The sequence below is a fragment of the Paenibacillus sp. GSMTC-2017 genome (assembly GCF_016019935.1).
GTDB lineage: Bacteria > Bacillota > Bacilli > Paenibacillales > Paenibacillaceae > Pristimantibacillus.
Genome location: NZ_JAECMT010000001.1, coordinates 1 through 22,456, shown reverse-complemented (window position 1 = coordinate 22,456; position 22,456 = coordinate 1). Strand labels below are relative to the sequence as shown.

Sequence of the window (22,456 nt, the reverse complement as noted above, 5' to 3'; positions counted from 1 at the left end):
GATAAACGGCGAGCCCTGTTAATGGAGTTCGCCGTTTTTATTATTTTAGACTGTCTAAGGATTATTATAATTAGAACTTTTCGAGTATCTCTAACGTTCTTCATTTACCTGAACCAATTGCCTTGTTGGTGGACAACCATTCAGTCATTTTTTGAAATATCTCCAAAGAAAAGGGGGTTTTTTTAGAAGGTTTAAAGTCAGATGTTGCCCGGATAATACTCGAAACATTATCCTTCCAGACAGATTACAGGCATCAAGACTTATCTCCTTCAAAAAATCATTTGCTTTCCAATACTAACATTAATTCAATAATGTAGCTATCACCTACTCTATTTATTAGGTTATAATTGGTAAAATAGGAATTAGAATTTATTTGCGAGGGGATGCAGATGTTGGACATTCAGGCAATTGTATTGGACTTGGACGGAACCTTGCTCAGCAGCGACAAATTAATATCTTCTCGGAATTATCGGACTGTTAAAAGATGTTTTGATACTGGAATTCATATTATTGTTGCAACGGCAAGGCCACCTAGAGCGGCTAATCAATTTGTAGAGAATTTTCCTTTTGTAGACTACTTGGTTTATTACAATGGAGCTTTATTAACATGCAAGTCTAAGCAATCTCAGCGGCACATTAGTATCCCAATGGAGATTAGTCAACAGATAAACAATTTCATCGAATCACACGCACCTCAATCATTAATTACATACGAGGTCAATGATTCATGGTATACGTGTACATCAGTCCCCGACTCACAATATCGTCATTTCGGTATCCGTACAAATGATCCAAAACCCCAAGTTGTTGATAAAGATTTTATTCGCTCACTATCCCCTACCAAAATTTTGTTTCTAAATGATAGCATTTGTAAGGATGTTATCGAGCGATTCGGTGACTATGTGAACGTAATCGCAACCGATGGAGGTGTTTTGGTTCAAATCATGGACAAATCAGCCTCAAAGGAAGATGCCGTTCAATATGTGCTCAGTGATATCGGCGTGAATCTAGAAAATGTAATGGTATTTGGGGATGACTTTAACGATTTAGGACTATTCTATAAATGTGGATTTCCGATCGCTATGGGCAACGCGATAATTGAGCTGAAAAATTGTGCCAAACACATTACCGAATCTAATGATAACGATGGTGTTGCTGTTGCTCTTGAGAAATTTGTGCTGTAAATTACAAGCTGATAATGATTTAGCTCACTTCGTACTGTGAAAGAAGACTTTTTACTATGCGTAAAGGGGTTAGCGTTCTTCCATGCGTATCGCACGTAGTTGCAATTACGATCCCTCTCGTTGGTACTACACAAATATACTGTCCACCCATTCCCATTGCGAAATAAAACTTATCTGAAGTAGTATCTTCATGCACCCACCAATGCCGAGCATAGTGACCAAAGTGAGGATAAGTCATGTATTTAGCGACTGTTGTGGAAGCAATCCACTCTTCACTGATAAGTTGCTGTTTTCCTTTTTTTCCCTGTCGGAGATACAATTCACCGAATTTAAGCATGTCATGAACAGTAAGATGAATGCCAAACCCACCGATATTGATACCTTGAGGGTCCGAATGCCATATGTAATCATTAAACGTGAGATGTGAGAATAAATGTTCATTGGCAAATTGCTCTGCACTTTTACTTGTCGCTTTTTGAAGAATGGCTAGCAATAGATGGCTGCAACCCGAATTATAATTCATAGATTCACCAGGACTATTAAGTAAGGGCTTATCAAGACAATATTTCACCCAGTTCCCACTGTGAATCATTTGCGGCCAGCCTCTCCAATCGGTCATTTCCGGCCAATCAAATCCAGCACTCATCGTAAGCAGGTGGTCTATCGTAATGAGTTGTTTTCTTTCATCAAGATCATTACGGAGGGAAGGGAAAAACTCCTTAATTGGTGTAGAAATATCAGGAATTAGTCCTTGATTAGTCGCTATTCCAATTAAGCTAGACGTAATGCTTTTAGTTACGGAGTTGATTTTGTTCATCTTATTTTCTAGCTTATTATTTTTAAAATACTGAAAAAGTCGTTCCCCATCCTTGTTAACCAGAAAGCTATGTATTTTTTCCTTCTTTAATACGTCTGATAGATCTGCCATCTTCTCGTTCCAAACAATTTTCAATAGATCACCCTAGTCATTTATTTAGTTTCAACATAGATCGTATTAATTATTGCTAAATCTGAAAATCAGTTTGTCTCCATCAAATGTTGCCCCGGATGATTCGTGAAAATTATTTTTTGTATAAATGGATATCGTTCTACGCCAAAACTTTTGTCCTGCAATATTTTTTTCAGAGGGATTTGTGAAAAGCTCCCACTTCCCTTTGAATTTTTCGAATACTTGAATCGCAGCGTTCTCTGCGACACCCTTCCCCCTGAATGGCTGCAACAGAAAGAAATCATTGACAAAGTAATCGGTCTCATTAGAACAATGTGGATGGGTTGCAATAAGGTCAAATCCTGCTGGTATACCGTCCACTAAGATTAGAAATGGATATAGACATCCCGGTTTTTCCCACCATACGTTTTGTATATCATATTGATCAGTTAACGTTGTGAATGAGTTACTATCTTCAAATATTCCATGTGTATTGGGAAAAGTTCCGTGATGTCCCGATAAATCATGTAAATAAAGTGGGTATAAATTTTTTATTATGTACGCCTCATCTTTGTCCGTCAAACGTACTTCGATATTCATACGTACCTCCTATTCTATAACCGATAAATGATGAATTATAGTAGTTATAACCAGCTTAATTTCATTTGGAGATGCAAACAAGATACTGTTTAACTATAATCAACAATACTGTTCGAAAGTACGTAGAACATCATCTATTTTCTTGTTGTGAGAGAGAATCCCATAGTTCATCCAACTGAAGAAATCTACCTCAGAAACACGTTTATTACTAACTGCTGGAATAGATCTCCATGCTGAAGATGCATAGAGTTTGCTTTTGTCATAATAAGGATTATCGAATGTAACGAACAAGTTATCAGCGTCAACCTTGGCAAGCATTTCGTCTGTAAGCTCTGCATGCCTCGTATTGCGCGTTAATTCGAGCACAATTGATGGAGGTGTTAGTTCTAGATCCCGATATAGAATTGGACCTGTGCAGCCCATGTCTGGCCCTCCATATAGAAAAATACCATTATCTCGGACTCGGATAAAAGCAGTAGTTTGATTACGTATTGTACGAAGCTTCTTTCTAGCAGACTCAGCTTTACGTTCATAATCTGAAATGATAGCTGTAATTAAAGCACTTTTGCCTCTTCCTATTAAATCCGCTATAATCCGCAATGACTCTTGCCAATCTTCACCCTGAGTAGGTATTTGATAAAGTGGAGCCCATTCATTAAATCGATGATTATCCTGTTGTACAGAAAAGCCATAATCAACTAAGATGAGATCGGGTTTCACAGGTAATGGTACAGGTGACTTTTCCGATAGATCCACCGAGGGAATATGATCGATCCCCAAATAAGTCTGCGTCCCCCTCTTCATGTATGAGCTTTGGAGTATAGGTGTAACACCAAGTGTGACAAGGAAGTCCTCCAGAAAGGGTGCGAATACTTGAATTTCTTCACGATAATGACGACGATATTGTCCTGGTGATAAGCCCACCGATTGTTTGAAGCGACGATTAAAATAAAATTCATTGTCAAAACCTACATTTATCGCGATATCAAATAAACGATCATTTGTAACCTGTAATAAATGTTTAGCTTGATCTATTCGAATACTGCTTAAATACTGGAGAGGAACTTGACCCGTTATTTGTTTGAATAACCGAGAATACTGCCATCGTCCGACATTTGCATGTTCGGCTAATTTGCTTACAGACCAATCTTCGTTGTAATGCAGGGAAAGTTGTTTAATTGTTGATTCTACTGCTTGTCGGCTGCTCTTCATAGGTGTATCAAGTACATTTTGCTTAAGGATATGATAAATAAGTTGTTGGAATAAGATTTGTTGATTCAACAAGAATAGCTCTGCACATAAACTTGTTTCGGATTCATTGTCACTAAATAAGGCCTCTACCCATTTCAAACATTGTGAAAAAGGGCTACAATCAACTTCTCCTACATATGGGAATAACGTTTGATATTCTGTCTTTGAATGTTGGATGTCATTATGATCTAAGTGGATGACTTCAAAGGTTATTTCATAACAAACAAGACCGTCTTTGGAAGCTTCCCTTGAAACAGTCATACCTGGTTTGGAGATGTAGCATTTGGAACGCTCGAGCTGATAGCCACTTTCGTCCATATACATACGTCCTCCACCTTCCACAACAATTATCATACAAAAGTCTTCACTACATTCTGCTTTCCATTGTACATGCGGATTCAGTTCAAAGTATGATAAACCAGTTAAGTAATACTGTTTATTGTTGGATGTAGAAACGTTCAGGAAATTCTTTCGCATAGTTGCACCAACCACTTCTTTTATGAGAATCATTATCACTTTACTACTATAAAGGATAAAGAAGAGCACTTCAACAACGTGTTGAAATGCTCTTCTCCCATTTTAAATGTAGTCATTATCTGGATTTCATTTATTTCAAAAAAATCTTTTCCAAATCAGCAATTTTGAGCTGATTAGCTGTGAAAGCACCTGTTTGCCAGTAGGTTCTTTCTACTTGATAAACGTTTCCATTTTTTACTGCAGGAACCGTTTTCCAAATCGGATCATTCATCAAATTATTGATTGCATCTTGATTCTCAGGTGATTCCCAAGTTCCATTGGATGTTAAAATGATAATATGATCAGCATTTAGGTCAGGTAATACTTCCATAGAGATTGTGTCTATGAATGCCTCCATATCAGCGACCATCTTTGGTGCAGTTAATTCTAATTCTTTATAAAGAATTGATCCGACAAACTTATTTTTTATACCAAGTATGTTTAGCGTTTTTTCCCCGATGTTCAATCGTATTACAGCCACAGATTCATTACCAATCTCAGTTTTTAATTTCGTTTTTGTATCATTAACTTTTTGCTCGTATTCTTTAATTAATTCCTCAGCCTTCTCTGTTTTACCAACCAAATCAGCAACGGTACGAAGAATCGCAGTGGAACCACCTGTTATTATTTCGTCAGATAGTCGATACGTTGGAGCGACTTTTGAATATTTTTCATAAACGGCTTCATCTGCGAAACCGTCTAAGATTATGAGGTCTGGTGCCTCACTCAAAAGTATTTCGATATCTCCTGTGATATCATAAAGAGGTGAGTTCAAGTTCAAATACTCTTGTTTACCCCAAGAAGGATGATACCATTGCACAACTGGTTCTACGCCAAGAGCCACTAGATAATCCTCTAAATAAATAGCAGCAACTCGCTGCGGATTAACAGGAATGGTGACTTCACCGAAATAATCTTTTACAACTCGTATTTCACTTGCACTTGCCTTTTCTTCTGTACTATTTGTTGCTGTTGTCTCTTGTTTCAATGTAGTAGCAGTAGTTGTAGAACCGGAAGATTGATCTTCACCTTTAGAATTAGCACATCCAGTTAGTACAAGTATAACGATGAATAAAATAATGATAGCCTTTAATTTCTTGTTTCTAGTACCTGCAAGTCTAACCACGTTTAGCTCACTCCTATAAATATGTTAAAGTAACGAAATGCCATTAATGATTATCATTCTCATTCCGTTCATCAGCAATTATAACATCGAGATATGATAATACAATGTCCTTTCTCAAAAGCTACTTTATACAAACGCGTGATTGTTCCATTCGTGCAAAAAAAGTCTGCAAGCTAAGCTTGCAGACTTTACAAAAGCGATTACCATAGTTTTATAAGTGCGAGAATTTAGAAAACAGCTTATTATACCTTTTCTCCAATCCTTTCGAGAGAAGATGAAAACTGATGATAAGCGTTACATAAGTAGCTAGTGGCACATAAAAAATGTATTGGTCGACATAAAAATTCATTCTGGATTGCCCGATTAGGCCACCCCATTCATTTGTTCGGCTGTGATATTCGACTGGATTAGGATACATTGTCGTTCCACCAACAAAGATTTGGAAAATGGCTAGTTGTCCGAATAAAGTCAAAATAAGGAGTATTTCTTGTACGATTAGAATGAGAAAACTTTCTTTCATATGAGGAAACAGATGAGATCGTATAATCTTCCATCCACCTGCACCAAGCGATCTTGCAGCTGTTACGAACTCTTTCTCACGAATGATTAATGTTCTAGCTTTTATTGTAGATGCGACTGATGGAATTCCGATGATCAATAGTACAATTGCTAATATTATAGACATCGTAAAGGGTGTTGCTTTCGGATTGATCGATATTCCTATCATAATTATCCAAACAATCAGAAATACCGGGATCCCATTCAGCATGCTCCAAATAGGTGAACTCCCCTTCTTCTTTGCACCTTCCTTGCTATAAAATCCTAACAACATCCCAATTATGCCACCGATAATAACCCTAGCTATAGCAATACCGATTGATAATAATATCGTATATTTTGCACCATATAGAAGCTTTGTCAAAATATCATATCCGTTTTGGTCTGTGCCAAGTAAATAATTAGGACCAGGGGGTTCAGGCGGTGAAACGACATACCCATCTCCATCTTTCCCAACAATATATTCAATTTTAATCTGATGTTTAGGATCATAGGGAGCAAATAGTGGTCCGAATATTGCGACAATCAACATTGTAATCGTCATTATTAAGCCTATAAGCAATGTTTTATTTTTCATCTTTGGAACACCTTTCCGAGTGCAAATAAAAACATTCTGAGCACGATATAACCGATGCCATATATTAAGAGGAACAACAACATTCCATTTACAACTACGTCATATTGATAAGAGTAATAGGTGAAAGCATTATTGAATATTAGCATGGCAATACCTTTGTTGTTAAAAAGATATTCAACAATAAACAAGTTACCCATAATAATTCCAATAAGTTTATGTAAATCGCTTTTTATGAAGGGTAATACATTAGGGAGAGCATGGTAGAAAATAATATACGTTTTACTTAATCCTCGTGCTTTTGCAGTTCCGATATAATCCTCTTTTAGTGTAAGTTGCATCTGCACTACTACGTTGCGAATCATATAAATTGCAGGTATTATAACCATTGCAATTAAAGGCAGCATAACTGCGATTTTGTCTGTGTTTAATGTAGCCACTTCAAATAATAAAATTCCGGTCTTTTTAAATATAAGAACAACAATGAATTGAAGCAGCAAAACAATAATAAAATCTGGAAGGGAACCGATAAAATCCACGATACTTCTAACCAATCTAATTTTTGTTACTGCGAAATAAATACCAACAAATATACCTATTGTCGTCCCTATTAAACTAGCTGCAACTACATAGAAGAGTGAAGTGAAAAAGTTTTTTTCTGCCCAATCCCAAAACGAATATTCATTTCTACCAGAGTCGAACAGGAATGACTCCCCATTTCCGATACCAATGAGATAATCTTTTAAGTATTGAATACCTTGTCCCAAAGAAAATTGGAGTGAACCGTCTGAATCTAACTGTATAACTACTGGCATCATAGCAAACACAAATACGAATAAAAGCATTCCAGGAACCATTAAGGCTAACTGAGTGGACTTCGACATGTTGAACTTCCTTTCCCTACTATTCTACAAATTGGTTAAATGTATTATAGCGTTAACCTATCTCTATTAAATAGTCCAAAATTTTACAGGGAAAAAGAACTGTCTAAGATTTTAGGTCTTAAGACAGTTCTCCATATTTCTAACGTATCATCTTTTTAATAACCCTTCAATCTCAACCATTTGCTCTTTCGTTAGTGAACCTAATTCTACTGCACCAGCGAGCTCCTCCACTTGCTTTTTCGTTTTGAATCCTGGGATTGGAATTGCAGCATCGCTTCTTCCCCAAATCCAAGCTAGAGCACCTTGAACAAGTGTACGATTATTGCTGGTCAAAATCTCTTTAATAGCCTCAAGTTTAGCAAGATAAGTAGCTACTGGTTTACCATCTTTGAAGTAAGCTACCCATTCATGACCACTACCTCGAACATCCGTTTTTGCTAACTTTGATTCCGGATTAAACTTTCCGCTTAAAAGCCCCATTGCGAGTGGAGAATTGTTAATACTAGTTAATCCGTTTTGATCACAGAGGGATATCATTTCAGCGTCACCACGCAACACATTTAAAGTGTGTTGAATAGCAGCAGCATCCGACTTGCGAGCAAATGCTTCCGCTAATGCTACATCATAGGTGCTCCAGCCATAACTGCGAATAAGTCCCTCCTGTCGCAACCGATTTAACGTATCAATAGTTGATTCCATTTCTTCATGGTTTATAACGCCAACATGGATCTGATACAAATCGATATAATCTGTACCAAGACGTTTCAGTGATTGCTGGCATGCACTGCGGATATAGCTAGGTGAAACATCGTACTTGCCAAAAACTTCTTTAGTAGATTCATCATTCGTATAACCGAATTTGGTAGCAATGACGATCTCGTTTCGCCGTCCCTTCACTGCTAGTCCTAATATCTGTTCACTATGACCTGCTCCATATGCATCTGCGGTATCAAAGAAGTTTACTCCCATATCAATTGCAGTTTGAATAGCTTCAATGGAGTCAGTATCGTTGACTTCTCCCCATCCATCTGGAATTCCGTCTAACGTAAAGTGTCCTCCGATTGCCCAGCATCCTAATCCGAGCGAGCTTACCTCTATTTCTGTATTTCCTAGCTTTTTATACATTGTTATATCCTCCCTATTCGAATTGTCTCGAATTCATTATAATGAGAGAAATGGTCTATCAATAGATCCAATCTATATGGAAATTGAAGAACCAATGTCTGAGGGGGGAATTGGTATGTACGGTATTCTTATCGAGAAGAGTTCATCACTGTCTGTAACAAGACAAATATGTCAACAATTACGTGACTTAATCGAAAGTGGACAACTTACAGCAGGTACACGACTTCTACCTACACGGGAATTGGCCAAAGATTGGGGAATTGCTCGTAATGTCGTGATCGAAGTGTATGAACAGTTAACAGCCGAAGGTTACCTAGATTGCCGTGTAGGCTCGGGTACATATGTGGCGGAAGGTATCGTGTCTACTGCTAGTTTGAAGATAAATCCGACTGTTTTAGATTTCAAAGACGAGCAAGATACAACGATCACACAACAGGATATCATCGACTTTGCAACGGGTATTCCAGATATCGATTTATTTCCAAAAAACAGTTGGGCAAAATATTTGAAAGATGCGGCAGAAACGGATTATAACGTGGACTATGGTTATGGAGACATTCAAGGTGACAAGAAGTTACGGGTTGCGATTAGAGATTACTTATACCGGGCTAAAGGGATAATATGTTCATCGAACCAAGTGATGATCGTTTCTGGCGCTTCAGAAGGAATCTCTCTTATTGCCCAGACATTGTCCAACAAGTTTCACTCCGTTTACTTAGAAGATCCTACAATCCATTTTACCCGAGATATTTTCCAAATGATGAACTATGACATTAAGCCAGTAGACGTTGATCAAAATGGAATGATCGTTGATTCTTTGCCAAAGCTCGAAGATGGACATTTACTTTTGCTAACACCTTCGCATCAATTTCCTACAGGGAGTTTACTTTCCATTCAACGCAGACAACTAGCTATTCATTTGGCTGATCAATATGATTCGTATGTTATTGAGGATGACTATGATAGTGAATTTAGATTAAAAGGTATACCCGTCCCTCCGCTTCAGACATTATCACCTAATCGTGTTATCTATGTTGGTACGTTTAGTAAGACATTATCACCGAGTTTGCGAATCGGCTTTATAATTATCCCATCACATTTAATCGATGCTTTTGCTACTATGAAATGTAAACTTAATATGTATACTTCTCTAAACATTCAAAGAGCGCTAAGTCAGTTTATATTGGATGGTCAGTACGAGCGCCATATTCATTCGATGAAAAAAGTGTATAAAAAACGGAGAAATCTACTTATAGATAGATTAACTCACACTTTCGGTAATCATATTTCTATATCTGGCGATGATGCTGGCATGCACCTCCAGGTTCAATTCCAGACCAAGCAATATAGTAATCTACCCTGGAATGATACCGGTTCTTATGGCTTTCGTGTTGAACATTCAGATGATTACAAAAAGTCAGAACGACCTTATCAGGCAGGTATTATACTCGGTTATGGAAATTTGCACACAGATAAGATCGAGGAAGGCGTTCGAAGAGTTCATCGTTTTATAATGGAGAAAACCAACCATTAAACAAGTAGGGTTGGTTTTCGTTATTCTACTTTTTACTCATTAATATAAGTGGAAACCTTGTTCTGAATAAGTTTGGACACTGCTTCAGCAGATTTTTGTCCAGTGAAGTAAGCTTTAGCTTCTTCAGCAACAATTGACTGAACTTTGTTCATAAATGTGATTGGAAGACTTGCTTCCGTTAACATTGCTTTTAGCTTGATGTTATCTTCTTCCGATACTTTTAGTGTCCCACCTTTTCCAGCTGTCGCAGTTCCATTTTTCACTTCATTTGCAAGCTTTTCTATCATCTCATCATTTACTGATTTAATGATTGAGAAGCCTTGTTGCTCGGGTATGGATTGCATCTCTTCAGACATTAGAAACTTCATGAAATCCCATGCAGTTCCTTTGACCTTTGAGTTAGCATTCATTGCAATTTCTTGTAGTCCACCAAAAGCGATCCCTGATTTTTGTTCTGCTGTGTGTGGTTTTTGATAGATCGTTCCGTCTTTATAGAAGATTGCAAGGCGTTCCAAGTAATCTCTTGGGGAGTAGATTTCTGATAGGTTGAAGAAGCTGTCTTCCGTATGAACGGATTCTTTAGTAATAATTTTATCCTCGTACAAATTTTTCACACGCTCAAGTAGGTCGGTAAATATAATAGAGTCAAAGTTTGCTTTCTGTTTAGCTCCGTCTACTAATTGTGCATAATTGTCCGAAACTAACAAGTTTAGCATAGACTCTGGCTCCGTATTGCCACCTAGCGTGTAGTCGTGAATACCTTTTGCAGCCAATTTTTTACCTACTTCTTCAAATTCACTCCATGTCCACTTCGAATCATCGAAAGTAACACCGCTTTTATCAATATTCACTTTATCTCCGAATAAAACTTGTAAATAAAATTTTGTTGGTAAAATGTATAACCCGCCGCTCTTTTGTGAATGTTCTAAAATGTTCATATGGTATTTGCTTGTATCAAATGTTGAGTCCTGTTGAATGAGCTCGTTTAGGTTTACAAATGCTTTTTTGCTAATGTATTTTTCTATTGGTAATTCTATTGAAGTTATCGCGAATAAATCGGCACCTTCACCGGATAATATCTCTGTTGTCGTTTGTTTAATATACTTTTCGACTTGAGCTGGATTTAGTACTCCACTACTATCTTCTCCACCAAACTCTTTATATTCTATCGTCACATTCGGATTTGCAGCTTCGTATTTTTGTTTAGCCTTTTCGTAAAAATCATTTACGCCAAGAATAGAAATAACAAGTTTCTTTTTGTCATCTTTGTTTTCATCTTCAATTTTACCTTTAATTTCAGCAGGTGTTGGTTTAACTGGAGGTGATGAGGGATCATTAATCTCCACTTTATTGCTGTTCGTTGATGTGCCACTACTACATGCTGTCATACTTAAAACAAATACTAGACTCAATAAAAAGCTAACCCATCTATTCATTGTTTCATTCACTCCCTTTTTTCGTTTAACTACTATCGTTTTCTTACTCTGTCGCCATCTTGAATCGGTTCACTGCTTTCCGTAATAATGGACTGACCAGGAAATGCTCCTTCAAGCACAATAACATCCGCTTCATTTGACTCGCCTAAAGTAACGTTTACCTTGTTAGCGTGATACGTATTGCCAAGAGGCCCCTGCTTTTCTTCTAGAACAAAAATGTATTTGTTATCGCCGTGGCCATGTATCGCTTTAAGCGGCAGAAGCATTCCTTCGTCATTTTCTGATGACTTACTAAGAGATACATTCGCCTGCTCTCCGCCTTTTAGTTCTGGGCTTTGTACTGCAATTACTACTTGTTTTAGAGTAAGTTGTGAGGATGTCCTATTTTCCAACTCCCCAGTTGGCAACGTTTGACTATCCGATACTACAGTTTCAATACCGACAATTTTACCTTCAACGCTGCGTGTGACTTTATTCTTTTTTATATCAACCTCTAGTGTACTTCCAAGCTCCATTTGCTCTGCAATTGAATATGGAATATGCAAGTTGAATTGAAAGCCAAGACTCGAATTCGTAACAATAACATCGCTTCCTTCACTCCCTGAAGGTAAACCTGTCATAGCAGATACTTTTGAGATATACCCATCAAAAGGCGCAACAATTGTTTTAAAGCTTTCCAAGTCAGCTTGTAAATTTGATATTTTTTGTTCTTGTACGCTCAAATCTAGCCTAGCGGCCTGAATAGCTCGCTTTGCACTGCGAATGCTAAGTTCATCTTCGCTTTGAGTGGCTGCAATAAATTGCTCCTGTAAGCCTTCTATCATTAATTTTTGTTTTGATAGATTAGCTTGTTCACTTTGAATGGTACTCTCAGTATCGCGACTATCGTACACCACAAGAGTTTGGCCCTTCTTGACACGATCACCTTCTTTTATAAGCACCTCCTTTACGATCCAACCAGATCTATTTGTCAATTTGACTTCACTGATCGGTTTCAGTAAGCCACTGCCGTTATATTGTTGTAATAGCGGATCGGATCTCCCTTCTTCAGTCCAAACACGTGGTAGATTCATGGTGAGTATCGTGTTGCTATAAAGAGTAAGGATGAGCAATGCTGCAATAAATACGACTATGACTAATTTGATTCCTCGCTTTTGCCTAGATCCAGGATGTTTTTCTGAAAACAACTCCATGCACATCATTCCCTCCAATCACTACGATATTTTCGCTATCCTTTAATGCCGGATAACTGGACGCCTTCGATAAAATAAGACTCAGCATACAGAAATAAAAGCAACATCGGAGACATATAGAAGACGGAAGCGGCAAAACCAATTCCGCGTGCTTCTTCTTGGATTCGTGACAAAAATAATGACAGCGGCATTTTAAAGTCATCTTCCAAAAAGATAAGCGGCTGCTCGACCATATTCCAATAATCTACGAAAAGTAGAATAACGAGAGCTGCTAGACCCGGTTTTATTAATGGTAAAATGATTCGGTAAAAGATAACGAGATGTCCCGCTCCATCCATTATTGCTGCCTCAACTAAAGCATAAGGAATGGATAACATAAACTGCCGAAGCATAAATACGCCGAATACTGCGAATATGCCTGGTAAAATGATGGCATTAGCCGTATTTAATAGCCCTAGCTTATCCGCAATTATATAGTTAGGGACTAGCGTAACTTGAAATGGCATAAGCATGACCACGACGTAAACGTAGAACATAGTGTCTCGTCCTCGGAATTGTAGTTTTGCAAATGCATAAGCAGCAAGCGAACCAATGATGATCTGCCCAAGGATGATCGGAACTACCATGAATACAGAATTCCAAAACATATTTAAATAGTTTGGCGTTTCAAGCAGTACTTTCCTATATTGCTCAAAGGTTACCCAGTCTGGAATTAGCTTTAACGTAACAAAAGACTCCTTACCTCCTTCTGAGTTTTCGATCATTTGTCCAATTAAATCGTAATTGGCTCCAATCTCTTGCTCAGACATTAGTGAGTTTGTAATCGTAAAAACGATAGGGAAAATCATAAATGCAGCGAGTAATAATAAAAAAGCTGATAGGAACCATTTGTATATAAGTGCTGATTTTTTCATTACCATCGTTCATTCACTCCATGTATTGTCTGAATTGGCGTTCCAATGCGAACATACCAAGAACAATAATTAGTATGCAGAGTACCATTAACGTTGCAGCGGCCGTCAATTTTTGAACATCTAATGAAAAGAACATATTGTTCATGTAGTGCTGCATCATGTAAATACTGTCATGTGGGTAATCTCCTGCGATAAGGTATGTTTCTCGAAATATTTTGAAAGAATTAATAATCGACATAAGGACGACAAAACACATCGTTGGAGTTAAATAAACGAGTGTAATGGACGTTAGTTTGTGGAAGCGTCCCGCTCCTTCTAAATCAGCTGTTTCATAATAGTCTTTAGGAATGCTTTGAAGACCTGCTAGAAACAAAATGATATTGTAACCGACGTTTTTCCAAAGATAGGCTACTGAAAGCACACCTCTTGCCCATTCTGACTTCATCCAATCCATTCGATCGACTCCTAAACCATGAAGTAAATTGTTAACTGACCCATTCCAATCAAATAGAATTTGCCATATCATAACGATTGAAGCGACAGGCACAACAAGTGGTAGTACATAAGCCGTTCTAATCCATTTGCGCATAAAAATATTTTGGTTTAAGAGCATCGCAATCATTAAAGAAATAATTAGGATTAGTGGCACGCTGACCCCTGTAAATAACAACGTATTGGCTGAAGCTTTACGGAAAGATTCACTAGTAAGCAATTCTTTATAGTTGTCGAAGCCAACAAATGAACCATCCGTCGTACTATTCATAAAGGAATAAATAACGCCTTGGATAAACGGGATTAAATAAAAGACGGAAAAACCAACTATGCTTGGTAAAAGAAAGCCTAATGCGATGACGTTTTGTTTCCGTAATAAAGGTTTGAACTTCATAAAGGCCCTCTCTTTACTCAATACGATTCATTACAGTTAGTTTATAAGCTGGAAATTAAGAGAAAGTGGAGATAATGTAAAGATAAGATGAAGATTGAAAAACAAAAAAACCACTTTCCAAGACGTATAAGAGCGTCAAGTTAAGTGATTTTATGAAGTAACTATCATTCAAGTGCATTAATCGAACGTTCGAATGGACCGAGCTAAGCGGAATCCAAGATCATCAATACAAAAGGATGGATGACTTCGACGACGGCAAGTAGAGCCGCAACCCCTCTCCGCTTCAGCCCAGCTTCCACCACGGAATATCCGATACGTGCCATATACTCTTTCATCGTATAAGTCCCAGCACCATTCCCATACATTGCCTAACATATCGTAAAGGCCCCAAGCATTAGCCTCTTTAGTTCCTACTTGCTGAGTTTGTCCGTCTGAATTATCTCTATACCATGCTATTTGATCTAGCTCTCCATATGTATATCCTATTGATCCCGCTTTACATGCATATTGCCACTCTGCTTCAGAAGGTAATCTGTAGCCGTCAGCTTCCCAGTTACAAATAACTTTTTCTCTCTCGGTATTGAATGTATAACATTCCTGCAAACCATCCCTCTGTGAAAGTAGATTACATATCAGTATTACCTCGTTCCAAGATACATTGACGACAGGCTTTTGATTGTTATCAGTGGAAATTGGAGCTTTATTCGTAATGGCGAAGTATTGTTCCAACGTTACAGGAAATGGGGAAAGTAGAAATGGTTTAATATCGGCTGTCCAGTTACTCTTTTTACGATCGTCACGCATTTCAACTATGCCACCCGGAATCTGTTTCATTGGAATAAGATTATAAATTGGCTGTTCCTTTGTTATTGTTATCTCCTCCTATTCTTTATCTTCCGCAGTAATCGCATATAAGAAGTGATCTTCCCAGGCACCATTGATTTTTAAATAAGCTTTAGCTAATCCTTCTTGTCTAAACGCTGCTTTTTCTAACACTCGAATTGAGGGAAGATTTTTTGGCATGACGCCTGCTTGAATACGATGTAATCCGAATTCGGTAAATGCCTTTTTCACACATAATGAAACGGCCGTCGTTGCATACCCATTACCGTTATGTTTCTGATCAATAAAATAGCCTAAATTTGCGTTTTGGAATGGCCCTCTGGCTACGCCAGTTAATGCAATCCGTCCGATTAATTCATCATTTTCAGATAAATGAATGCCAAATGTATAAGCTTGATCATTTTGCAAACTTACCATACAATTCGTTAGGTCCTTTTGTTGACCTTCAAGCGTATAATGGGACTCATCTCTAATGGGTTCAAACGGTTGAAAAAAATCGCGGTTCCTTAGCTTAATATCCAGAAGTGCTGCTGCATCATTCATTTCAACATATTTTAAGTAAATATTTGCGGTTGTCAATTATTATCAAACCTTTCAGAAGTTATGATTCATAGCGTAACGGCTTTTGTATATGTGGTCAATAGTCATAATATTTTAGAAAGGTAGTTAATTTGGAACTTTTCAAATGTAAGCGTTCATATAATACTTATAATAAGGCCTCCTTCATTCTTCTTTATTATCGCATATGCAATCACCTATTCTCACGAAAGGATGGTGTAGCAATGGAAACAAAAATAGCGGTAATTATTATTCATGGATTAGGCAGGCAAAAAAGAGATTTTGCGAGATCGTTTGTAGAACGTTTAAAGTCGACATATACGAAAGTTTCAGGTAATCCATCTACTCAGTTATCGATTGAACCTGTATATTGGGCAGATATATTCGAGGAACGTGAAGATCAGTTATATCAAACACTTGTATCAGCCAAAAATCTCCACTACAAACAACTACGAAGATTTGTTATTCATTATTTAGCGGATGCGGTAGCTTATCAACCCGTAGAGTATCCTTCACAAAATTATGAAGCCGTTCATAAAACAATTAGCCAAGCATTAAACCGCTTATCGGATCAAGCTGGTCCTAAAGCTCCATTATGTGTCATTGCGCACAGCTTAGGTGGGGTCATTGCCAGCAACTATTTCTACGATCTGCAAATGACTTCACGCAAAGAGTCGATGATTATTGATCCGCTGTCTGCACTTGAGCGTGGAGAAACGTTAACGCACTTTTTTACATTAGGAACTACGTTACCTTTATGGAGTTTAAGATACCGAAACTTTAATCAACCTGTAAGTGTACCCTCCCCTCTGCTTCGTGCGCATTATGCTAAAGTATCAGGTGGATGGACCAACTTTTATGATAAAAATGATATACTTGGTTATCCTCTACGGAATATAGATCCGATGTATGAACTTGCAGTGAAAGAAGATGTTGAAGTAAAGGTGGGAGATTGGAAGACTAGCTGGAATCCGCTCTGTCATAGTGGTTATTTTATGAGTAAAAGCATTACAGAAAGGATCGTAAGATCACTTGCTTTGACCGTGGATAGTATAGATCGGAAATGAAATGTGTGAATGAGATCGAATAGCACCTTAACGAACTGTTATGAGTTCACTGCCAATTAATATATCTAGCGTCCATTCCGAACAATTTGTCGGCTATTAGCTTTCCATCTTTATCAAAAGCTCTAATGGTCCAGAAGTCTTCTGTAAACATACCTAATTTTACAAACAAAACATGGTTGTTAATCACTTCTTGTAACATATATTTTTCACTGTTAGATTTAACATCATTAAGTGATAATTCATATTTATCAAAGGGAGTTACTTCCTCCATATAGTTTCCAACTGCAATATATTTGATAGTAGAATTATTGGGAGTAATAACTGCAACTATAGAATCTTTGTCGGTTCCACTTCCCATAGCTTGAAAGGGTTTACCTTCTTCAATAAAGTAACCATACGCCCCTCCACCATCCTGATACAAAAGTCCAAACTTTTTATTTAGTTTAGAAACGCCATATGTCCCATCCATATTGTCTTTGTAAATTACTGCGATTCTGTCTTTATCAATATGTATAGATTGAAGTAGTTTCACATCGCCAGGAATGGCATTCTCTTTTGTAAGATGGAATCCACTCAGAGAGGTTATTGCAAATACGCCTACTAATACACCTATAACAATTAATATTTTTTTCAAAGGTATGCTCCTTATCTAATGTTGATTATGCACTGTTTATTCATAGCCACCTACGGCTTCTGGAAGTTTATTATATGCTTCATAATCTTTAACGATATTTTCAATGAATGTTCTTAGCTCCAACAGTTGCTTTGCATCTTCTGTTAGATGACAACTTTTACTTGTCCAGGCATGCTGGATCGTTTTTCCTAAAATAATAACTTCAAAGATATCTTCGCTATATGGTATTAAGGCACAACTTTGATTGCTAGATAGCTGTTTAGTCTCCATGATGTTAATCTCTTTCATCTTCTCATAAATTCGTTGCATATCTGCAGGGTATAAAGTAATGTTCGCAGACACTGTACCATTTGCGATCAAATCTTTCGTAACCGTATTTTTTATAGTGTTAATTTCATTTTTCATACCAATACCGTACTTGACGACAAAATCGAAATCTTTTGGCATTTCTGTAGGCAATTTTGAAAGAAGTTTTACGTTAATATGATAATTTTCAATAATTTCGTTAACTTGCTTCACCAATTTTTCAGAGACTTTATAGACCACGTCATTGTCTGTATACATCAAAACTATAGAGTCCTCAGCTACCCAAAGAAAATAACTATTTGCGTCGAGCTCCACCTTATATTCGGGGTCTGCCCTGTCGAAGATTCCTTCGATCATAGTAGCACTGTCGCTAGCTTCTTTTAAGATTGCAATTTCTTTTTCATCCGTTATAGTTAGTAAAGTGTTTTCCTTCGTTGTGGAGAAACTTGCCATTTCAGCAATGGTGACGTTTACGAAAGGTGTTCCTTTTGCATTGTTTGATGAAGAGCAACCTATAGTTGCTAACATCAATAAGCCAATTATCAAAATTAAAATCATTTGTTTTCTCATCTCAAGCACCTCCATTAAGATAGACGTTAGGAAATGGTAAATGGTTACAGGTTTAATATAGAAGTAAAAAAAGCTACGCATAAAAAAGAGCAGACGCGGGAGCGTCTGCTTTTCTTTAATATTAATCAGCTTTTACTTATAGACAATTCGTTCTACACACTCAACGTATGCTTCTCACGAGCAATCTTAGTAGCTTCAACCATATTGCGGAGCGAATCGATTGTTTCTTCTATACCACGCGTTTTAAGTCCGCAGTCTGGATTAATCCAGAACAGTTTCGGATCAAGTACACGTAATGCACGATCAATCATATTCGTCATTTCTTCCACGCGAGGAACACGCGGGCTATGAATATCATATACCCCTAAGCCTATGCCAAGCTTATACGTATTCAATTCAAAGCTATGAATCAGTTCACCGTGACTACGTGACGTTTCGATAGAAATGACGTCGGCATCCATATCTTCAATGGAACCAATCATGTCATGGAATTCGCAATAACACATATGCGTATGAATTTGCGTCGTATCTTGAACAGTGCAAGTTGTTAAGCGGAACGCTTTGACTGCCCAAGCCAAGTAATTGGCTTGATCCTCTTCTTTAAGTGGCAAACCTTCACGAACGGCTGGCTCGTCAACTTGAATTAAGCCAATACCTGCTTGCTCAAGTGCTTCTACTTCTTGTCTAAGTGCATATGCCAATTGGTAAGCAATTTGCTCACGAGAGATGTCTTCACGGACGAATGACCAGTTCATGATCGTAATTGGACCAGTCAACATACCTTTTACAGGACGTTGCGTTTTCGACTGAGCATACTTCGTTTCTTCTACTGTCATCGCTTCTTCAAACGCTACATCGCCAAAAATGATTGGTGGTTTTACGCAGCGTGAGCCATATGACTGTACCCAACCGAACTGGGTGAATGCGAAGCCAGCAAGCTTCTCACCGAAAAACTCAACCATATCGGTACGTTCGAACTCACCGTGTACAAGAACATCGATGCCGATTTCTTCTTGTAGCTTAATCCAAATGTTAATTTGCTCTCTTATAAAAGTAGCATATTGCTCGTTATCCCACTCGCCCTTACGCCATAACTGACGCGCTTTACGGACTTCTGCAGATTGAGGGAAACTGCCGATCGTTGTAGTAGGGAAAATCGGTAACTGATATTTATTCTGTTGAACGACATTTCGTTCAGCGAATGGTAGATTACGGACAGGCTGCTTTGCGCTAATCGCAGCAACCGCTGCAAGTACTTCATTACGATTACGCTCATCAGATTGTTTAAGAGCTAACAAATCTTTTTCAATAGCTGCCGATTCAGCAGAGATTGCAGGTCCGCCAAGATGTAGACCTTTTGTTAATAAAACAAGCTCATCGAGCTTCTCTTCCGCAAATGCTAATGCACCTTTTAGCTCAGGCAATAGCTTTGTTTCATTTCTAACTGTGACCGGAACATGGAGTAAGCTGCATGACGACTGAACAAATAGTTGTTCATCTGTTACATACCCTAGCAATTGTTCTAGTAATGTGAATTTTTCACTAATGGAAGCTTTCCAAATTCCGCGTCCATCGATAATTCCTGCTCCTAATACTTTTCCAGCTGGGAATCCATATTGTTTAAGGGAAGCTAAATTGCCAGAAAGTCCATGAACGAAATCTAGTCCGACGCCAGCAACTGGTAACTGAACAATTTCATTGTAGTTTTCTACAGATTCAAAGTATGTTTGGAGCAGGATGTTTAACTTAGGAGCAGCTGTAGCAAACGTTTCATAGATTGTTTTCAAACGCTCTAGATCTTGCGAATTTAGTTTAGTTACTAGAATTGGTTCGTCAATTTGTACCCATTCTACGCCTTCACTTTGTAGCTCTTGTAAAATTTGTACATAAAGCGGAAGCAAACGAGTAAGCCAAGCATCGAACTCCGATGCCGTATATCCTTTTGAAAGCTTTAGGAATGTTAACGGTCCAACAATTACTGGCTTACCGTTAATTCCTAGCGTTTCCTTAGCTTCTTTATAGGCAAGTAGCGGCTTATTTTCGGTTACGACAGGTGTTGCGCCATCAAGCTCAGGAACGATGTAGTGATAGTTTGTGTTAAACCACTTCGTCATTTCACTTGCTGTTGCTTCCTTCGTTCCACGAGCAATGCCATAATAAAGCGATAAAGGAACTGCTCCGCCATCATAAGAGAAACGTTTGGGAATGATGCCGAACATCGTAGCTGTATCTAGTACATGGTCATAATAACTGAAATCGTTGACAGCGATTAGGTCGATCCCTTTTTCCTTTTGCGTACGCAAATGATTTAAACGGATTTCTTGTAGTTTAGTTTGAAACTCGGATTCCTCTATTTTTCCTGCCCAAAATGCCTCAAGCGCTTTTTTCCATTCGCGATCTGCACCAATACGTGGATAGCCAAGCACACTACTTCTAATCATTCCTGTAACACCCCTATACAAATTGTTACAAGAAAGATAACATGCTTTCGGCGATATAGTGTAACTGTATTAAACTATATCCAGTTATATCCTTTGGCTATACCACATTATTACTTGCCAATCGCTCGATTAAGCGCATCAATATAGGCTATTCCGAGTTTGGACAACGCAGCATTTTTATGCGATATCCAGCCTACATTGATCGTTTCCTCACAGTCTAGAGGGACGGGAATGATTTCATTCCCGTTCAAATCAGAGCTAAGTACCCCTGTCGATATCGTATATCCGTTTAGTCCAATTAATAAATTGAATAACGTAGCTCGATCATTGACACGGATGCTTTTTTTGTGAGACATCGTACTAAGTATTTCTTCAGAAAAGTGAAACGAGTTATATTCACCTTGGTCAAACGACAAATACGGGTAATCCTGCAACTGATCAATCGTTACAATCGATTGGTTAGCTAGTGGATTTTTTATACTGATGAATATATGAGGTTTTGCTGTGAATAAGCTATTAAATTGCAGGTTGGCACTTTTAAGTAGCTTGTTGATCACTTTTCCATTGAACTCATTTAAATATAAGATGCCGATTTCGCTCCGCAACGTTTTTACATCTTCGATAATTTCATATGTTTTGGTCTCGCGCAGTGCCAGTTCATATTCTTCTTGACCGTACTCTTGAACGAGACTAACAAACGCATTGACTGCAAAAGCATAGTGTTGTGTAGACACCGAAAAGTGTTGCGGAGAAGGTTTAGCATTCAGATAGCGGCTCTCGAGTAATTCTGCTTGTTCAACGACTTGCCGAGCATAACTCAAAAACTCAATGCCTTCTCTTGAAATAGATATTCCTTTGTTTGATCGTTCAAATATCTCGAACTGCATCTCTTCCTCTAAATCTTTAATCGCATTCGAAAGACTAGGCTGAGAGATAAACAGTCGTTTGGCAGCTTCATTGATTGATCCTCGGTTAGCGACTTCAATGACATATTTTAATTGTTGTAGAGTCAATGTAATACTCCCCTCTAACCTATTGTTAGATTTAATAGAAGCTTTGAATGTATGAAGTTCTGACTTCATTATACATTGAAATCTATATTTGGACTTTAATGAATAGGAGATTTAGATAGCAATCGCTTGATAGAACGATCCGCTTCGCGCAAAATGATACCTCTGTCTATCGTTTTCATAATACCGTTCTCCATGACGATTCGACCGTCAACGATTGTTGTTTCTACATCTGCTCTTGTTGCAGAGTATACGATGCGGGAGATCGGATCAACATCGTAAGAAGGATACGTATGGRAGAAACTTGCCATTTCAGCA

The 22,456-nt window shown here is 37.9% G+C and carries 20 protein-coding genes and 1 pseudogene; 3 read left to right on the top strand and 18 right to left on the bottom strand.

The window, feature by feature from the left end:
- Nucleotides 1–389 precede the first annotated feature (389 nt).
- Nucleotides 390–1,184 (top strand): Cof-type HAD-IIB family hydrolase, encoded by a 795-nt coding sequence (locus tag I6N90_RS00105; RefSeq protein WP_197933498.1) that lies wholly within the window; start codon nucleotides 390–392, stop codon nucleotides 1,182–1,184.
- A gap of 19 nt (nucleotides 1,185–1,203) precedes the next feature.
- Here I6N90_RS00105 and I6N90_RS00100 read toward each other — a convergent pair whose 3' ends face one another.
- From I6N90_RS00100 to I6N90_RS00070, 7 genes are all read right to left on the bottom strand, one after another.
- Nucleotides 1,204–2,136: a serine hydrolase domain-containing protein gene (locus I6N90_RS00100; protein WP_232242446.1), complete on the bottom strand. Its 933-nt coding sequence runs from the start codon at nucleotides 2,134–2,136 to the stop codon at nucleotides 1,204–1,206.
- Nucleotides 2,137–2,178: 42 nt separating this feature from the next.
- The gene (locus I6N90_RS00095) at nucleotides 2,179–2,712 is read right to left on the bottom strand and encodes a GNAT family N-acetyltransferase (RefSeq protein ID WP_197933496.1); all 534 of its coding nucleotides are present in this window, start codon (nucleotides 2,710–2,712) and stop codon (nucleotides 2,179–2,181) included.
- Nucleotides 2,713–2,811: 99 nt separating this feature from the next.
- Nucleotides 2,812–4,440: a helix-turn-helix domain-containing protein gene (locus I6N90_RS00090; RefSeq protein ID WP_232242445.1), complete on the bottom strand. Its 1,629-nt coding sequence runs from the start codon at nucleotides 4,438–4,440 to the stop codon at nucleotides 2,812–2,814.
- Nucleotides 4,441–4,570: 130 nt separating this feature from the next.
- A complete protein-coding gene (locus I6N90_RS24560) occupies nucleotides 4,571–5,605 on the bottom strand; it encodes an ABC transporter substrate-binding protein (RefSeq protein ID WP_332262370.1) in 1,035 nt (344 codons plus the stop codon).
- Nucleotides 5,606–5,816: 211 nt separating this feature from the next.
- On the bottom strand, nucleotides 5,817–6,740 hold the full coding sequence (locus I6N90_RS00080) for an ABC transporter permease (RefSeq protein WP_197933495.1): 924 nt from the start codon (nucleotides 6,738–6,740) through the stop codon (nucleotides 5,817–5,819).
- Entirely contained in the window at nucleotides 6,737–7,621 is an 885-nt protein-coding gene (locus I6N90_RS00075) for an ABC transporter permease subunit (protein ID WP_197933494.1), read from the bottom strand. The genes I6N90_RS00080 and I6N90_RS00075 overlap by 4 nt, the downstream gene beginning before the upstream one ends.
- Nucleotides 7,622–7,768: 147 nt before the next feature.
- Nucleotides 7,769–8,746, bottom strand: a complete 978-nt coding sequence (locus I6N90_RS00070; RefSeq protein ID WP_197933493.1) for an aldo/keto reductase — start codon at nucleotides 8,744–8,746, stop codon at nucleotides 7,769–7,771.
- Between the two features lie 22 nt (nucleotides 8,747–8,768).
- Here I6N90_RS00070 and pdxR point away from each other — a divergent pair, with 22 nt between their 5' ends.
- A complete protein-coding gene (gene pdxR / locus I6N90_RS00065) occupies nucleotides 8,769–10,280 on the top strand; it encodes a MocR-like pyridoxine biosynthesis transcription factor PdxR (protein ID WP_232242444.1) in 1,512 nt (503 codons plus the stop codon).
- A gap of 32 nt (nucleotides 10,281–10,312) precedes the next feature.
- Here pdxR and I6N90_RS00060 read toward each other — a convergent pair whose 3' ends face one another.
- The 6 genes from I6N90_RS00060 to I6N90_RS00035 form a co-directional block, all read right to left on the bottom strand.
- On the bottom strand, nucleotides 10,313–11,716 hold the full coding sequence (locus I6N90_RS00060; protein WP_197933492.1) for an ABC transporter substrate-binding protein: 1,404 nt from the start codon (nucleotides 11,714–11,716) through the stop codon (nucleotides 10,313–10,315).
- A 32-nt stretch (nucleotides 11,717–11,748) separates the two neighbouring features.
- On the bottom strand, nucleotides 11,749–12,909 hold the full coding sequence (locus I6N90_RS00055; RefSeq protein ID WP_197933491.1) for an efflux RND transporter periplasmic adaptor subunit: 1,161 nt from the start codon (nucleotides 12,907–12,909) through the stop codon (nucleotides 11,749–11,751).
- Nucleotides 12,910–12,944: 35 nt separating this feature from the next.
- Nucleotides 12,945–13,823, bottom strand: a complete 879-nt coding sequence (locus I6N90_RS00050) for a carbohydrate ABC transporter permease (protein ID WP_197934730.1) — start codon at nucleotides 13,821–13,823, stop codon at nucleotides 12,945–12,947.
- A gap of 13 nt (nucleotides 13,824–13,836) precedes the next feature.
- Entirely contained in the window at nucleotides 13,837–14,709 is an 873-nt protein-coding gene (locus I6N90_RS00045) for a carbohydrate ABC transporter permease (protein WP_197933490.1), read from the bottom strand.
- 177 nt (nucleotides 14,710–14,886) lie between these two features.
- Nucleotides 14,887–15,543, bottom strand: coding sequence for a formylglycine-generating enzyme family protein (locus I6N90_RS00040; RefSeq protein ID WP_197933489.1), 657 nt, complete (start codon nucleotides 15,541–15,543; stop codon nucleotides 14,887–14,889).
- 48 nt (nucleotides 15,544–15,591) lie between these two features.
- Entirely contained in the window at nucleotides 15,592–16,131 is a 540-nt protein-coding gene (locus tag I6N90_RS00035; RefSeq protein WP_232242443.1) for a GNAT family N-acetyltransferase, read from the bottom strand.
- 203 nt (nucleotides 16,132–16,334) lie between these two features.
- Between I6N90_RS00035 and I6N90_RS00030 the strand changes: the two genes are divergently transcribed.
- On the top strand, nucleotides 16,335–17,177 hold the full coding sequence (locus I6N90_RS00030; RefSeq protein WP_197933487.1) for a chemotaxis protein: 843 nt from the start codon (nucleotides 16,335–16,337) through the stop codon (nucleotides 17,175–17,177).
- 46 nt (nucleotides 17,178–17,223) lie between these two features.
- Here I6N90_RS00030 and I6N90_RS00025 read toward each other — a convergent pair whose 3' ends face one another.
- The 5 genes and pseudogenes from I6N90_RS00025 to I6N90_RS00005 all read right to left on the bottom strand — a co-directional run.
- Complete coding sequence (locus I6N90_RS00025) at nucleotides 17,224–17,811, bottom strand: hypothetical protein (protein ID WP_197933486.1); 588 nt, start codon at nucleotides 17,809–17,811, stop codon at nucleotides 17,224–17,226.
- Between the two features lie 36 nt (nucleotides 17,812–17,847).
- Complete coding sequence (locus I6N90_RS00020; protein WP_197933485.1) at nucleotides 17,848–18,687, bottom strand: hypothetical protein; 840 nt, start codon at nucleotides 18,685–18,687, stop codon at nucleotides 17,848–17,850.
- Nucleotides 18,688–18,839: 152 nt separating this feature from the next.
- Nucleotides 18,840–21,128, bottom strand: a complete 2,289-nt coding sequence (gene metE / locus I6N90_RS00015; RefSeq protein ID WP_197933484.1) for a 5-methyltetrahydropteroyltriglutamate--homocysteine S-methyltransferase — start codon at nucleotides 21,126–21,128, stop codon at nucleotides 18,840–18,842.
- Between the two features lie 110 nt (nucleotides 21,129–21,238).
- Nucleotides 21,239–22,141, bottom strand: a complete 903-nt coding sequence (locus I6N90_RS00010; protein ID WP_197933483.1) for a LysR family transcriptional regulator — start codon at nucleotides 22,139–22,141, stop codon at nucleotides 21,239–21,241.
- A gap of 95 nt (nucleotides 22,142–22,236) precedes the next feature.
- A pseudogene (locus tag I6N90_RS00005) lies at nucleotides 22,237–22,456 on the bottom strand (5'-deoxyadenosine deaminase); the annotation flags it as partial.

What these genes read in the sequence shown, in the direction of transcription:
- I6N90_RS00090 (WP_232242445.1), bottom strand. Translation starts at nt 4,440, where the DNA reads ATGCGAAAGAATTTCCTGAACGTTTCTACATCCAACAATAAACAGTAT.
- I6N90_RS00060 (WP_197933492.1), bottom strand. Translation starts at nt 11,716, where the DNA reads ATGAATAGATGGGTTAGCTTTTTATTGAGTCTAGTATTTGTTTTAAGT.
- I6N90_RS00030 (WP_197933487.1), top strand. Translation starts at nt 16,335, where the DNA reads ATGGAAACAAAAATAGCGGTAATTATTATTCATGGATTAGGCAGGCAA.
- I6N90_RS00105 (WP_197933498.1), top strand. Translation starts at nt 390, where the DNA reads ATGTTGGACATTCAGGCAATTGTATTGGACTTGGACGGAACCTTGCTC.
- I6N90_RS00045 (WP_197933490.1), bottom strand. Translation starts at nt 14,709, where the DNA reads ATGAAGTTCAAACCTTTATTACGGAAACAAAACGTCATCGCATTAGGC.
- I6N90_RS00075 (WP_197933494.1), bottom strand. Translation starts at nt 7,621, where the DNA reads ATGTCGAAGTCCACTCAGTTAGCCTTAATGGTTCCTGGAATGCTTTTA.
- I6N90_RS00040 (WP_197933489.1), bottom strand. Translation starts at nt 15,543, where the DNA reads ATGAAACAGATTCCGGGTGGCATAGTTGAAATGCGTGACGATCGTAAA.
- I6N90_RS00055 (WP_197933491.1), bottom strand. Translation starts at nt 12,909, where the DNA reads ATGGAGTTGTTTTCAGAAAAACATCCTGGATCTAGGCAAAAGCGAGGA.
- I6N90_RS00095 (WP_197933496.1), bottom strand. Translation starts at nt 2,712, where the DNA reads ATGAATATCGAAGTACGTTTGACGGACAAAGATGAGGCGTACATAATA.
- metE (WP_197933484.1), bottom strand. Translation starts at nt 21,128, where the DNA reads ATGATTAGAAGTAGTGTGCTTGGCTATCCACGTATTGGTGCAGATCGC.
- I6N90_RS00070 (WP_197933493.1), bottom strand. Translation starts at nt 8,746, where the DNA reads ATGTATAAAAAGCTAGGAAATACAGAAATAGAGGTAAGCTCGCTCGGA.
- I6N90_RS00080 (WP_197933495.1), bottom strand. Translation starts at nt 6,740, where the DNA reads ATGAAAAATAAAACATTGCTTATAGGCTTAATAATGACGATTACAATG.
- I6N90_RS00050 (WP_197934730.1), bottom strand. Translation starts at nt 13,823, where the DNA reads ATGAAAAAATCAGCACTTATATACAAATGGTTCCTATCAGCTTTTTTA.
- I6N90_RS00020 (WP_197933485.1), bottom strand. Translation starts at nt 18,687, where the DNA reads ATGAGAAAACAAATGATTTTAATTTTGATAATTGGCTTATTGATGTTA.